Origin of the sequence: Serratia sp. (in: enterobacteria) (assembly GCF_046715635.1) — a bacterium.
Taxonomy (GTDB): Bacteria; Pseudomonadota; Gammaproteobacteria; order Enterobacterales; family Enterobacteriaceae; genus Chania.
This window is the reverse complement of the sequence record NZ_JBKJYW010000150.1, coordinates 1-13,079: the sequence shown is the minus strand read 5'-3', so window position 1 is coordinate 13,079 and position 13,079 is coordinate 1. Positions and strand designations below refer to the sequence as shown.

Annotated in this window: 13 protein-coding genes and 1 tRNA gene; 7 read left to right on the top strand and 7 right to left on the bottom strand. The window is 53.4% G+C overall.

Annotation, left to right across the window (positions count from 1 at the left end; genetic code table 11):
- Positions 1 to 82 precede the first annotated feature (82 nt).
- Positions 83 to 703 (bottom strand): lipoprotein insertase outer membrane protein LolB, encoded by a 621-nt coding sequence (gene lolB, locus ACLQ7H_RS07385; RefSeq protein ID WP_411752103.1) that lies wholly within the window; start codon positions 701 to 703, stop codon positions 83 to 85.
- Between the two features lie 206 nt (positions 704 to 909).
- A complete protein-coding gene (locus ACLQ7H_RS07380) occupies positions 910 to 2,055 on the bottom strand; it encodes a porin (RefSeq protein WP_411752102.1) in 1,146 nt (381 codons plus the stop codon).
- Between the two features lie 520 nt (positions 2,056 to 2,575).
- Between ACLQ7H_RS07380 and hemA the strand changes: the two genes are divergently transcribed.
- Genes hemA through kdsA form a run of 6 tightly spaced genes read left to right on the top strand, consistent with a single transcriptional unit; the run spans position 2,576 to position 7,905 of the window.
- The gene (gene hemA, locus ACLQ7H_RS07375; RefSeq protein WP_021806698.1) at positions 2,576 to 3,838 is read left to right on the top strand and encodes a glutamyl-tRNA reductase; all 1,263 of its coding nucleotides are present in this window, start codon (positions 2,576 to 2,578) and stop codon (positions 3,836 to 3,838) included.
- A 32-nt stretch (positions 3,839 to 3,870) separates the two neighbouring features.
- Entirely contained in the window at positions 3,871 to 4,956 is a 1,086-nt protein-coding gene (prfA, locus tag ACLQ7H_RS07370; protein ID WP_024528846.1) for a peptide chain release factor 1, read from the top strand.
- Entirely contained in the window at positions 4,956 to 5,789 is an 834-nt protein-coding gene (gene prmC / locus ACLQ7H_RS07365; RefSeq protein ID WP_411752101.1) for a peptide chain release factor N(5)-glutamine methyltransferase, read from the top strand. The genes prfA and prmC overlap by 1 nt, the downstream gene beginning before the upstream one ends.
- Positions 5,790 to 5,807: 18 nt before the next feature.
- Entirely contained in the window at positions 5,808 to 6,206 is a 399-nt protein-coding gene (locus ACLQ7H_RS07360; protein ID WP_411752100.1) for a SirB2 family protein, read from the top strand.
- The gene (sirB1, locus tag ACLQ7H_RS07355; RefSeq protein ID WP_411752099.1) at positions 6,203 to 7,012 is read left to right on the top strand and encodes an invasion regulator SirB1; all 810 of its coding nucleotides are present in this window, start codon (positions 6,203 to 6,205) and stop codon (positions 7,010 to 7,012) included. Before ACLQ7H_RS07360 ends, sirB1 begins: the two co-directional genes overlap by 4 nt.
- 38 nt (positions 7,013 to 7,050) lie before the next feature.
- On the top strand, positions 7,051 to 7,905 hold the full coding sequence (kdsA, locus tag ACLQ7H_RS07350; protein ID WP_021181107.1) for a 3-deoxy-8-phosphooctulonate synthase: 855 nt from the start codon (positions 7,051 to 7,053) through the stop codon (positions 7,903 to 7,905).
- A gap of 84 nt (positions 7,906 to 7,989) precedes the next feature.
- Here kdsA and dauA read toward each other — a convergent pair whose 3' ends face one another.
- Positions 7,990 to 9,681, bottom strand: a complete 1,692-nt coding sequence (gene dauA, locus ACLQ7H_RS07345; protein ID WP_411752098.1) for a C4-dicarboxylic acid transporter DauA — start codon at positions 9,679 to 9,681, stop codon at positions 7,990 to 7,992.
- A 228-nt stretch (positions 9,682 to 9,909) separates the two neighbouring features.
- A complete protein-coding gene (locus ACLQ7H_RS07340; RefSeq protein WP_411752097.1) occupies positions 9,910 to 10,395 on the bottom strand; it encodes a heme-degrading domain-containing protein in 486 nt (161 codons plus the stop codon).
- 198 nt (positions 10,396 to 10,593) lie between these two features.
- Here ACLQ7H_RS07340 and ACLQ7H_RS07335 point away from each other — a divergent pair, with 198 nt between their 5' ends.
- On the top strand, positions 10,594 to 11,709 hold the full coding sequence (locus ACLQ7H_RS07335; protein WP_411752096.1) for a GGDEF domain-containing protein: 1,116 nt from the start codon (positions 10,594 to 10,596) through the stop codon (positions 11,707 to 11,709).
- Between the two features lie 37 nt (positions 11,710 to 11,746).
- On the opposite strand, the gene ACLQ7H_RS07330 is transcribed toward ACLQ7H_RS07335, so the two are convergent.
- The 3 genes from ACLQ7H_RS07330 to ACLQ7H_RS07320 form a co-directional block, all read right to left on the bottom strand.
- Positions 11,747 to 12,127 carry a DUF1622 domain-containing protein gene (locus ACLQ7H_RS07330; RefSeq protein WP_059201012.1) on the bottom strand — a complete coding sequence of 127 codons (381 nt, stop codon included), beginning with the start codon at positions 12,125 to 12,127 and terminating at the stop codon, positions 11,747 to 11,749.
- Between the two features lie 101 nt (positions 12,128 to 12,228).
- A complete protein-coding gene (locus ACLQ7H_RS07325; RefSeq protein ID WP_411752095.1) occupies positions 12,229 to 12,438 on the bottom strand; it encodes a hypothetical protein in 210 nt (69 codons plus the stop codon).
- Positions 12,439 to 12,962: 524 nt separating this feature from the next.
- Positions 12,963 to 13,052: transfer RNA gene (locus tag ACLQ7H_RS07320), tRNA-Ser, on the bottom strand.
- Between the last annotated feature and the right edge of the window lie 27 nt (positions 13,053 to 13,079).

Below are 13,079 nucleotides of genomic sequence, written 5' to 3'. Positions count from 1 at the left end.
AACTGATGGTAGCCGTCTGCACGACGGCCGGTGATATAGAGAAACAGGTTCAGCTTTGCCGGGGAGGGCCATTGGTGGATCATCACTTGAGCGTCCAGTTATCCATTTTCAGCTTGATGCGTTGGTCACCCTGTTGCAGTTCAAGGCGGCTCGGTAACGGGATTTTCAGGTCGGTATTGTAGTCCTGATAGGTGACGACCCAGGTCAGATCGCCTTGTTTGTAGGTCAGCTTGCTCAGGCGGTACTGGGAGTCGAGGCTGAAGTCGGTGGCTTGCCCTGGCAGGCCAAGCATCCACTGGCGCAGGTTATCCAGTGGGATCTGCATACCGGTCAGCTTACGGATCATCTCTTCCGGGTTGTCGCTGACATAGCGTTTGCCCTGGTTATCCGTTAACTGTACCACGCTTTTTTGCACGTTCAGCTCAAGTTCGGTGCTGCCAAGCGGGTTGGTCAGCAGCAGGCGGTAGCGGTCGGGCGTGTATTGTTGCCAGAAGAAACGGGCATAGACTTTCTTCTGATCGGTCAGATAAGCGAAAGCGCCCCGGGTCTGGTACTGCTCAAGCTGTTGTACCGCTTGCTCATGAGCGAGCCACTGCGGAGACGTCGGGCTGGTGGCCGGGCCTGGCTTGGTGAGGGTACAGGCCGTCAGCACCAGGCTGGCTAATGGGATCAGGCGAAGCAAACTAACTTTGCGGATAGGCATAACGTTTTGTTGTCCTTGTGTCCTTGCGGGGCAGTGCGGTTAGCATTTCTGCCACCACGCTAACGGGCGGGTGGCGTAACGTCAATAATACAATGGCGCAAAAGCCTTGCAGCAAGGGTGGCGTCTGGCGTGTGGAAGATTGTAAACGATGGCGAGGGTTTTTGGGTTGGAAATCTGCGGGGCGCAGCATGCGGCGCCCCTACAGATCAGAAATCGTAACGCAAACGAACAACCGTCATATCGCCCAGGTTATCGGTGCTGGAAGTCAGCACGTGTTCAACGTCAGTACGGAAACCGTAGTCGAACTGGAAGGAGATACCCAAGCCATTATCAATACGCTGGTAATCGCGGCCAGTGATGTACTGCAGGCGGTCCCCCATAAAGTAAGGCATGATGGATTTCACCGCGTATTCGCCCACCGGGAAGGTATAACCGGCGAAGTATTCAATCCCCCAGGCATCCCCTGCGAAGTAGTCGTTTACCTGATTTTTCTTGCTGGTCAGGAAGTTGTCATACCAACCACCGCCAAAGCTGAGTGTCCAGTTGTCCGGTTTCCAGCTAAGTGCGGTACCAAAAATGTTCTGATTGTAGTCATTGCTTTCGCCACTATTGGGGTTTCGCATTTCGGCGCTGGTGTAGTTCCAGGCGGTGCCCCAGGTCAGATCTTTGCTCAGGTGATAATCCACACCTAGCGAGCCGCCGCCCTTGCGCTTGTAGCGCAGGCCGTTACCCGGCAGGTATTCGTCGTCGTTGAACAGGTAAGCGGCATAAAGGTCAGCGTCGCCAAAGGTGTTTTTATATTTCAGCATGCTGCGTGAACGATAGGAACCGTCATAATCGCCGTTAATGCCGTTGCCCGGCGCCTGGGCCAGCATATCGTAATCCCAGATGTCGGTTTTAACCCCGACTACGTCATAGTAAACGCTGTTTTGTTTACCGTAGGTCAGTTGGCCCCAGGTTTTGCTTTTCAAACCGGTATAAAGCATGCGCCGTGAGGTGTTGTTGGCACCCTCTGCGTAGTGATTGTCCCAACTGAACAGCGCCGGAATGTTGACGCCTAACTCGTAATAGTTGATCCAACTGATGTCGTCGAACAGATAGTAATCGGTGGCGAAGCGAAAACGTGTGCCGCCGTCAAAACCGTTGCGTTTATAAGAGCCTTTATCGCCATCGCCAGTCATCATGTTGAATTGTGGACGAATACTGCCGCCAACGGTGAAGGTGAGGCGGCTAAGGGGATCGCCTGCTTGCGGGTCCTGCTTTAATAGGGTGATTTCAGCATGTGCTGCGAATGCGCTACAACCCGCTATCAGGCCAAAGGTAACCGCTTGGCTTAATCTACGTAATTTCATGGATATGTCCCTTCCTACGTGCTGTTACGACAAGATACGAAAACCACTCCATTGGTTGAAAAACACCTGGGGTTTTCTGGTGGCTCACCTTCTTGTAACGGAAAGTGAAATTCTCAAATAGTTACCATGTTAATTATATGTCAGCTAATCTTTTGGCGGGAGTATGAGAACGTGTCGCGGAAATTGCAATTAAAACAATAAGAACTATCACTCATCGCGATTGTCATTTAGATGGAGTGTTTAACAGGTCGAATGTTAAGGGCGTGTTTGCCGACGTAATGAAAGCAAGCTGGCAGGGAGTCCGATAGGGATCGAGGTCGCATTCAACCGCCGTTTTGGCGTTTTTCCTCCTCGGTTTCTGATGAGTTTGAAACATACCGAGTTTTGTCCTGCTGATTGATTTGTCCCAGCAATATCAGCGATTGGCCGGAAGATGCGGTTGTCACTTTAATTGATGTCGCGCATCAAGTAGAATGCCGGTCAACGAGAACCCGTACCAAGAGAAGTATTACTCGAAGCAATGACCCTTCTGGCGTTAGGTATTAATCACAAAACCGCTCCGGTTTCTCTGCGAGAACGGGTGACCTTCTCCCCAGAGTCGATCGACAAGGCGCTGAATAGCTTGCTGCAACAGCCATTGGTGCAGGGCGGCGTTGTGCTGTCTACCTGTAACCGCACTGAGCTTTATCTCAGCGTGGAACAGCAGGATCATCTGCATGAACAGCTGGTAGCCTGGTTATGTGACTATCACCATCTGCGTGCGGAAGACGTGCGCAAGAGCCTGTACTGGCACCACGGCGACGAAGCCGTCAGCCACCTGATGCGCGTTGCCAGCGGGCTAGACTCTTTGGTACTGGGTGAACCCCAGATCCTTGGGCAGGTAAAGAAAGCCTTTGCCGAATCTCAGCGTGGCCAGTCACTTTCCGGTGAACTGGAGCGCCTGTTCCAGAAATCCTTCTCCGTTGCCAAGCGGGTACGCACTGAAACCGAAATCGGTGCCAGCGCGGTATCCGTTGCCTTCGCCGCCTGTGCGCTGGCGCGGCAAATCTTCGAATCCCTTGCCGAACTGAACGTGCTGTTGGTCGGCGCGGGGGAAACGATCGAGCTGGTTGCCCGCCATCTGCGTGAGCATAAAGTGCAGCATATGATCATCGCTAACCGCACCCGTGAACGCGCTCAGGTATTGGCGCAAGAGGTGGGGGCAGAGGTGATTTCACTGCCGGAGATTGACGCACGCCTGGCCGATGCCGATATCATTATCAGCTCCACCGCCAGCCCGCTGCCCATCATCGGCAAGGGCATGGTTGAACGGGCACTGAAAGCGCGCCGCAATCAACCCATGTTGCTGGTGGATATTGCCGTTCCACGCGATATCGAGCCAGAAGTGGGCAAACTGGCGAACGCCTATCTCTATACCGTGGACGACCTGCAGGCCATTATTCAGAGCAATATGGCGCAACGGCAGGCCGCGGCCGTACAGGCCGAGACCATTGTGCAGCAGGAAAGCAGCAATTTCATGACCTGGCTGCGCTCACAGGGCGCGACAGATACCATCAGAGACTACCGTTCGCAGGCCGATCAGATCCGTGCGGAAATGGAGTCAAAAGCGCTGGCCGCGATTGCTCAAGGCGCTAACGTGGAGCAGGTGATCCATGAGCTGGCCCACAGATTAACCAATCGTCTTATTCATGCCCCTACCAAATCCCTCCAGCAGGCCGCCGGCGACGGCGACATGGAGCGGTTGCACATTTTACGCGACAGCCTCGGGCTGGATCAGCATTAGTTCTCTTTTATTAACAGGGTTTAAAACCACGCATGAAGCCTTCTATTGTTGCCAAACTGGAAGCGTTACAAGAGCGCCATGAAGAAGTTCAGGCGTTGCTCGGTGATGCCGGTGTCATTGCCGATCAGGATCGGTTCCGTGGCCTGTCGCGGGAATATGCGCAGTTGACCGATGTCAGCCGTTGTTTTCTGGAATGGCGTCAGGTGCAGGACGATCTCGCCACGGCAGAAATGATGTTAGACGATCCGGAAATGCGTGAAATGGCGCAGGAAGAGCTGAAACAGGCCAAAGCGGCGACGGAAGAGCTGGAACAGCAGCTGCAGGTGTTGCTTTTGCCAAAGGATCCGGACGATGAACGCGACTGCTTCCTGGAAGTGCGCGCCGGAACCGGTGGCGACGAAGCGGCCATTTTTGCCGGCGATCTGTTCCGTATGTATAGCCGTTACGCTGAAACTCGCCGCTGGCGGGTTGAGATCATGAGCGAAAACGTGGGCGAGCACGGCGGTTACAAAGAGGTGATTGCCAAAGTGTCTGGCGACGGCGTTTACGGTCAACTGAAGTTTGAATCCGGCGGTCACCGCGTTCAGCGCGTGCCGGAAACTGAATCTCAGGGCCGTATCCATACCTCTGCCTGCACGGTGGCGGTGATGCCAGCGGTGCCAGAGGCGGAGCTGCCAGAAATCAATGCGGGCGATCTGAAAATCGATACCTTCCGTTCCTCCGGGGCCGGTGGTCAGCACGTTAACACCACCGATTCGGCGATCCGTATTACCCACTTGCCCACCGGCATTGTGGTTGAATGCCAGGACGAACGTTCACAGCACAAGAACAAAGCCAAAGCGATGTCGGTGCTTGGGGCTCGTATCCGCGCGGCAGAGATGGCAAAACGCCAGTTGGCAGAGGCTTCTACCCGCCGCAACCTGCTGGGCACCGGCGATCGTTCCGATCGTAACCGCACCTATAACTTCCCACAGGGGCGCGTAACCGACCACCGTATCAACCTGACGCTGTACCGTCTGGATGAGGTGATGGAAGGCAAGCTGGATATGCTAATCCAGCCGATTGTGCAGGAATACCAGGCCGATCAGTTGGCCGCACTCTCTGCCGAGCCTGAGTAATGGATTATCAAACCTGGCTGAAAACCGCGACCTTGCGCCTGACACACAGTGACAGCGCCAAACGTGATGCGGAGATCCTGTTGGGTTTTGTGACCGGCCGTGCCAGAACCTATTTATTGGCATTTGGCGAAACTCCGCTGACGGCGGAGCAGGTTGAGCAGTTAACTGTGTTGCTGTCTCGCCGTGAACGCGGGGAACCGGTGGCGTATCTGGTTGGCGAACGTGAGTTCTGGTCGCTCCCGCTGTCGGTTTCGCCCGCTACGTTGATCCCGCGCCCGGATACTGAATGTTTGGTGGAGTTGGCCCTGGAGCGCCTGCCCGCAACGCCGTGTGCCATTCTGGATCTTGGCACCGGCACCGGCGCGATTGCCCTGGCGTTAGCCAGCGAGCGGCCAGACTGCCAGCTTACCGGCATCGATCTGCAACCGGAGGCCGTAGCGCTGGCACAGCATAACGCGCAAAAACTGGCGATTAACAATGCGCGCTTTTTGCAAGGGAGCTGGTTTACGCCGGTGGCCGGGCAAAAGTTTGCGCTGATCGCCAGCAATCCTCCGTATATTGATGAAGCCGATCCTCACCTCGGGCAGGGCGATGTCCGCTTTGAACCCGGCAGTGCGTTGGTGGCTGCCGATCACGGGCTAGCCGATCTGGCTTCGATCGTGCAACAGGCCGCAGATTATTTAGAGCCGCAGGGTTGGCTGTTGCTTGAGCACGGTTGGCAACAGGGTGAAAATGTGCGTACGCTGTTGAATGCTGCGGGATTTATCGCGGTGGCAACGCATCGCGACTATGGCGGCAACGATCGCGTGACTCTGGGCCAAAAGCCACTATAAAAAACCAAGGAAACCATTATGGCCGCTTACATGGCGCTCAAACATCTGCATTTATTAACGGTAGCCATCAGCATTACGTTGTTTGTACTGCGTTTCTTCTGGAAGTGGCGTGCATCGCCGATGATCAACAAGCGCTGGGTAAAGATCACGCCGCATATTAATGATACGGTGCTGTTTGCCACCGGTATTGCCCTGGTGGTGATGTTCAAGCTTTACCCACTGCTTGGCATGGACTCGTGGCTGACCGAGAAGTTGTTTGGCGTTATTATCTATATCCTGTTGGGCTATGTCGCATTGGGCAAGAAGATGCAAAGCTGGAATATCCGCACCTTGGCATTCGTTCTGGCGCTGGGCTGTCTGTATCTGATCGTTAAACTTGCCACGACAAAAATACCGTTCTTGATGGGATACCTATGAGTAGCATTGCCGATTTCGAATTTAACACTTCCTCATTGAGTGAGGGGGTGATCCTGGTGTCAAAGGTCATCCGGCGGGACTTCCCTGTGGCGGAAGTAGAGCGCAAGTTACAGCAACTGACTGAAGAAGCGCGCGCGCTCATCCCGGACGATCTCCATCAGGATCAGCAGTTGGAAGCGCTGATCGAACTGTTCTTTAAAACCTGGGGATTCGGCGGCGCCAGCGGTGTTTATCGGCTCTCTGACGCCATCTGGCTGGATAAGGTGTTAGAAGCCCGCCAAGGTACACCCGTCTCTCTGGGAACCATTTTCCTGCATATTGCCCACCAGTTGGATCTGCCACTGATGCCGGTGATTTTCCCCACTCAGCTAATCATGCGTGCCGATTGGCTGGATGAGGAGATGTGGCTGGTCAACCCGCTGAACGGGGAAACGCTTAACGAACATCAGTTGCAGGTTTGGCTTAAAGGCAATCTGGGTCTGGGTGCTGAACTGGAAGATGACGATCTGGACGAATCGGAAAACATTCTGGTGGTGCGTAAGATGCTTGATACGCTCAAAGCCGCGCTGATGGAAGAAAAACAGATGGAAATTGCGTTGCGGGCCAGTGAGGTAGTGCTGAGTTTTGACCCGGACGATCCTTACGAGATCCGCGACCGTGGCTTGATTTATGCGCAGTTGGAGTGCAACCATATCGCCATTTCCGATCTCAACTATTTTGTCGAGCAGTGTCCTGAAGACCCGGTGAGTGAAGTGATAAAAATTCAAATCCACTCCATCGAGCTCAAGCAGGTTACGCTGCATTAATTAACGGCTCCCGATTTATTCATCAATAAGGTGCAAGCATGGAACAGAAAGTAGTCAGCATTGGCGACATCAAGGTAGCGAACGATCTACCGTTTGTACTGTTCGGTGGTATGAACGTACTGGAATCACGCGATTTGGCGATGCGCATTTGCGAACACTACGTCACCGTGACGCAAAAACTGGGCATTCCTTACGTTTTCAAAGCCTCTTTTGATAAAGCCAACCGTTCATCTATCCATTCTTACCGTGGCCCAGGCCTGGAAGAAGGGATGAAGATTTTCCAGGAAATCAAAAGCACCTTCGGCGTGAAAATTATCACCGACGTGCATGAAGCCGCACAGGCGCAGCCGGTTTCCGAAGTGGTTGATGTGATCCAACTGCCAGCCTTCCTGGCACGCCAGACCGACCTGGTTGAAGCCATGGCGAAAACCGGCGCGGTGATCAACGTCAAGAAACCACAGTTCGTCAGCCCGGGCCAGATGGGTAATATTGTCGATAAATTCAAAGAAGGCGGCAACGATCAGGTCATCCTGTGCGATCGTGGCAGCAACTTTGGTTATGACAACCTGGTGGTCGACATGTTGGGTATCAACGTGATGAAGAATGTGACCGGTGGCCATCCGGTGATCTTCGACGTGACTCACGCCCTGCAAACCCGCGATCCGTTTGGTGCGGCTTCAGGCGGCCGCCGCGCGCAGGTTGCCGAACTGGCTCGTGCCGGTATGGCAGTAGGTTTGGCAGGCCTGTTTATCGAGGCTCACCCAGATCCAAGCAATGCCAAATGCGATGGTCCTTCAGCGCTGCCGTTGGATAAGCTGGAACCGTTCCTGGTACAGATGAAAGCCATCGACGATCTGGTGAAGAGCTTCGCTGAGCTGGATACCAGCAACTAACTGCAGACACATCGCGATGTAGGGGCGCTGCATGCTGCGCCCGCCAATCTGAAGGCCCGACATTAATTTGCCGGGCCTTTTGCTTTATTGGGAGTTCAGCGCAGTGAGCGCTTCTGGCAGGGTGGGGTAGAAATGCAGCTTGCCTTCGATGGGCTTCATGCGCGCACGAGCCAGAGTCTTTAGCGGCTGGAACGGAATATCGGTGATCACCAGCTGTTTTTCAGCGGGCAGGGCGTCGATATACCGTTGCAAGGCATTGAGCCCCCCGGCATCCAGCACCGGCACGGCATCCCATTGCAGAACGATGGTGTGGTAATTTGCACCGCGTACCAGCAGGTCGTTGAACACGCGTTCGGCAGCGGCGAAGAACAGCGGCCCGTTGACGCGTAGCACCAGGCGACCATCCTCGGCGCTCAACTCGCTCAGGCGGGTCATACGTGCGATTCGGCGCATAAACAGCAGTGAGGCCAGCACGATGCCGACGGTAATGGCAATCACCATATCAAACAGTACCGTCAGCGACATACATAGCAGCATGACCAAAATGTCGTCTTTCGGTGCCCGGCGCAGCAGATAAACCACTTTATGCGCCTCACTCATGTTCCAGGCAACCAACAGCAGCAGCGAGGCCATTGCCGCCAGCGGTAAGTAGGACAGCCATGGTGCCAGCACCAGCAAGGCCAGCAGCACCATTAACGAGTGGATGATTGCCGAGACCGGTGAGGTGGCACCTGCACGCACGTTGGCTGCCGAGCGGGCAATGGCGGCGGTCGCGGTGATGCCACCGAAGAACGGGGCGATGATATTACCTGCGCCCTGGCCAATCAGTTCGGCGTTGGAGTGGTGTTTTTTGCCCGTCATGCCGTCCAGCACTACCGCGCACAACAGCGATTCGATCGCCCCAAGCATCGCCATGGAAAATGCGGCCGGTAACAGGGCGGAAAGCAGTTGCCAGCTCAGCTCCGTCGGTTTGCCATCGCCAGCAGGCAGATGCCAGGGCAATAGCCACTGCGGCAGAATTGGCGGGATACCTTGACCCTGGCTGCCGTCTGCCAGTTCGAAACTGAAACGGGAGCCAATGGTTGCAACCTGATGATCGAACTGTGCCAGGATTGCCATCACTGCGGTACCGGCCAATAAGGCGGGCAGGTGGCCGGGAATACGCAGCCCCAGCTTCGGCCACAGCAGCAGGACCCCCAGAGTGACCGCGCCAATCAGCGTGTCGCCAAAGTCCAGGGTGGGTAAAGCATGCAACAGCGCATTAACCTTGCCGATGTAGTTTTCCGGCACTTCCGCCAGCTGTAAGCCAAAGAAATCCTTCACCTGCATGGTAGCGATGGTGATGGCGATCCCGGAGGTAAACCCAAGCGTGACCGAAAGCGGAATGTACTCGATCAGGCGGCCGAGCCGCGCTAACCCCATAATCAGCAGGAACACCCCGGACAGCATGGTGGCAATCAATAAGCCAGAGAGCCCAAATTGCTGTGACACGGGGAACAGGATCACCACAAAGGCGGCGGTGGGGCCGGAAACGCTGTAGCGCGAACCGCCGCTGACGGCGATCACGATGCCAGCAATGGCGGCGGTATACAGCCCATATTGTGGGGGAACGCCGCTGGCAATGGCCAGTGCCATCGCTAGCGGAATGGCAATGATGCCGACGGTGACCCCGGCAATGGCATCTTTCAGCAGACGTTGAAGTGAATAGGGTTCACGCCAGCAGGCTTCTATCAGGGCGCTGAAAGGGCGGATACCGTTGATTTCGTGCGTTTTCATCTAAGTTGCAAACCAAGTCTATAAAAGAGAACGGAATGGCGGGCCAGGGAGGTCCGTCTCGGAATAGCTGGTAGATACCATACCCCTTTCTGCCCGCCGATACCTAGATTTGCATCAAGGCATCAGGATTGTGATTAATTTATATTGGTTCAGCGGATTATTTACGCCAAGCGCCAGCCTGCGCAGATTATCCGCTGTGGGTTGGGTGAAAAGCGCAGCTTTTATCGCTTAGTGTACGGCGGGCAAGGGTAAGCCGAGAAAGTGAGCAAGAGTGCTGACCAACAGATGATGGTCTTCGAGCTGTGGGGAGCCAGAAACAGAGAGGGAACCGACGCAACCTACATTCAGCAGGTTGATGGGGAATGCGCCGCCGTGGGCAGCGTAGTCACGCACGCTGAGGCCATATCTTTCCTCCAGCGTAACTTGCCGCTGTTGCAGGCGTAAACCCACGGCATACGAGCTTTTATGGAAATGGTTGACCACGTTGCGTTTGCGCCGTACCCAGTCGGCAATGTCTGGCGTTGCCCCTGGCATGGCGTAATAAAACAGCGTTTGTCCGTTCAGCTGGATTTCGATAGCAATAGGTAATTGGCGATGTTCTGCCGCATTTTTTAGCGCTACGCCCAGTTCCCACGCGGTGGCATGGTCGAAATGGTGGAAGGTGAGCTCGGTTTCTTGTGTCGCCAGCGCATGCAATTCATCATCGATATTCATCAGATTTTCCCCATGGTGTGATAGATAGCAGACTATCCTGAACTGAGGATAGGACATAGATTGCCTGGCAATAACATATACCCGCCTAGCCGTTATCATTTTGAGTATTGTAGGGGCAGCTGAATGCTGCACCCGTCTGAATAATCAGTCGTCACCCGAAAAACAAAATTGCCGCATCCTGGAGTATGCCGAACATTTATGACATATATTGCGTCGATCTCGTCTGTTTACAGTGACGCGTGCATCACCTATGCCACGCTGTCGGTGGCCTACTTTGCGCTTAGCCAGAACGCTCCTTTCTCCTATCAGTCAGCCGTGTGGAAACGAGTGTTGTTTGGTGTACTGGCAGGGCTGGCGGTGCTGTATCTGAATCAGGATCGGCTGTTGCTCGCCGGTAACATTTATTACAGCTTTGCCATGATCCCGATGATTTTGGTGCTGTTTTTCGGTGGCGCAGTCAGCGGGGCGGTGTGCTATCTGGTGAGCTTTGGCTTTAACGGCGGCTTTACGCTGGATAATCTGTTTATTGGTTCAATCATCTTGCCGCTGCTGCTATCGGGGGTCTGGCGGAGAAAGTCGAACCGAGTGTTTTACCTTACCATCGGTATTATTGCGCTTTACCGCATTATCGTGGTCGGTTCGTTCGTCAACTTCGGTGAACTGTGGCTGGATATTCTGTTGTATCAGGCTGCCTCGGCGCTTTGCCTGGCGATTTGCTTCCACGCCCTGAATTTTAAAGAGCGCCATATTCAAGCCTTTTTCTCCATGCGTAACAAGGCGACGACCGACAGCCTGACCCACATCAATAATCGCGCCAGTGTCGATTACAAAATGATGCTGCAGCATGCCCAGCGGAAGTCTTGCGGCCTGATGATCCTGGATTTGGATGATTTCAAACAGGTGAATGACACCTATGGCCATTTGGCCGGTGACGGCGTACTGGCCAGCGTGGGGGGCATTCTGAAGGATTGCGTTCGCGATGAAGACTTTGTCGGGCGCTACGGCGGTGAGGAATTTATTGTTATTACTTCCAGCCATGATCCACAGCATATTGCAGCCGTGGCGGAACGTATACGTAGCCGGGTGGCGGAGTTTGATTTTATTACCGAGGGTGGGTATGTGATCCGGATGACTCTCTCTATTGGGACTTCGCTCTACCTGGCTGGGATGTCGGTAGAGAAGGCGATAGAGATGACGGATGAAGCGCTGTATGACGCTAAACGGGAAGGTAAAAACCGCGTTGTTAGCAGCCGCTTGATGTCGCTATCACAACTGGGGGAGAGGTTTGGCCCTGTGGCGGCTAAGAAGTCTTAGCCTGCCTCGGAAGCAAACAATACTTTCTTTGACGCCTTTACTTTTTCCCCTCCAGCGTTGTTGCGTCGGTTTTACCAACAACAGCAACATTGTTTTCGGCATAATCTAACTCTTTAGATAAAAAGTAATTAAGAAATGTACGTATCACGGCAATGATTGCCAGTTTAATCAACTCTTCCATGCTAGGGTTGATTGTCGTTGCCAAGATATCAGCCGCTAATTGAAACTCTAACGCCAAAGCAAGCCAGGTTCCAAAGCGCGCCCTGATCAAATAGAGTATGGACTGACTTTTAACTTTGGTTATTGTGGTATAAAGTGCCTTTACCAGCCCGATAAAAACGCAAATAACGGATAGAAACTCTAAAAAAACCTGTAGCATTAGAGAGAAATATATAATTATTTCTTTGATACTTTCCAATTAGATAGCTCCGTTTTCCATGTTTATCAGCCTCTCACCAACAAACCGTGCTTAGTTAATGGCTTGGAATAGGGCGCTTTAACTCAGGCCCGTAAAGGATTTTACTTTTCGCTACGCTTGTTGTTTAAGTGGAGTGAAAAACACCTGTTGAAATAAGCTTTGACGTGATCTTCCATCGCGTGAACTTTCTCGTCAATGCGCTGGCAAAGGAACTCATCGCTATTCATTGCCTGGACTCGTTGTAACGCTATTAAGTCAATTTCTTTTTTTTGTTCTTCAGTCAATTCGTCGTTAGTGTGCTGATTAGTCATGATGATACCTGTATCCTGAGTAAAGTAACTAAATTATAGCGCTATCAGTATTGTAGCAAATACTTTCTAACTTTTGTTTAAACAGATTGTGACGATAAATTATCCGATTTTATCGTCGAGGCGCTTACAACTACCTTGAAGCCGCCCCCTCATCCTAGCCCTCTCCTAAAAGGAGAGGGGACTGAACGTGCCACAATTTGTCTACTGCATCTGACCGCAGCTCTGGACCCGCTCCCTCTCCCCAATGCAGTGTTAATGTGGCACTCTATCTGTATTGTAGGAGAGGGTTGGGGTGAGGGGGAATTAGTAGTCTTACCTGACAGCCAATAGCTCAGTCTTTATTGGAATATGGCGGTGAGAGAGGGCTTGATTCGCAAGTTCACCCGCGGGCGGCCCGCCGGCCGTCCAAAATGTCTGCGATGCGAGCCATTTTGTCGAACCCTGTCGAGGTTTCTCACCCCTCTCTGATTGTGTTACAAGCAATAAAAAAGCCTGAACGTTAGTCCAGGCTTTCTCATTTAATATGGCGGTGAGAGAGGGGTTCGAACCCTCGATACACTTACGCGTATACACACTTTCCAGGCGTGCTCCTTCAGCCACTCAGACACCTCACCGTACGTTGCGCGTTACTCAGTGCAACG

Coding starts and splice junctions, on each gene's coding strand:
- lolB (WP_411752103.1), bottom strand. CDS start 703: ATGCCTATCCGCAAAGTTAGTTTGCTTCGCCTGATCCCATTAGCCAGC.
- ACLQ7H_RS07380 (WP_411752102.1), bottom strand. CDS start 2,055: ATGAAATTACGTAGATTAAGCCAAGCGGTTACCTTTGGCCTGATAGCG.
- hemA (WP_021806698.1), top strand. CDS start 2,576: ATGACCCTTCTGGCGTTAGGTATTAATCACAAAACCGCTCCGGTTTCT.
- prfA (WP_024528846.1), top strand. CDS start 3,871: ATGAAGCCTTCTATTGTTGCCAAACTGGAAGCGTTACAAGAGCGCCAT.
- prmC (WP_411752101.1), top strand. CDS start 4,956: ATGGATTATCAAACCTGGCTGAAAACCGCGACCTTGCGCCTGACACAC.
- ACLQ7H_RS07360 (WP_411752100.1), top strand. CDS start 5,808: ATGGCCGCTTACATGGCGCTCAAACATCTGCATTTATTAACGGTAGCC.
- sirB1 (WP_411752099.1), top strand. CDS start 6,203: ATGAGTAGCATTGCCGATTTCGAATTTAACACTTCCTCATTGAGTGAG.
- kdsA (WP_021181107.1), top strand. CDS start 7,051: ATGGAACAGAAAGTAGTCAGCATTGGCGACATCAAGGTAGCGAACGAT.
- dauA (WP_411752098.1), bottom strand. CDS start 9,681: ATGAAAACGCACGAAATCAACGGTATCCGCCCTTTCAGCGCCCTGATA.
- ACLQ7H_RS07340 (WP_411752097.1), bottom strand. CDS start 10,395: ATGAATATCGATGATGAATTGCATGCGCTGGCGACACAAGAAACCGAG.
- ACLQ7H_RS07335 (WP_411752096.1), top strand. CDS start 10,594: ATGACATATATTGCGTCGATCTCGTCTGTTTACAGTGACGCGTGCATC.
- ACLQ7H_RS07325 (WP_411752095.1), bottom strand. CDS start 12,438: ATGACTAATCAGCACACTAACGACGAATTGACTGAAGAACAAAAAAAA.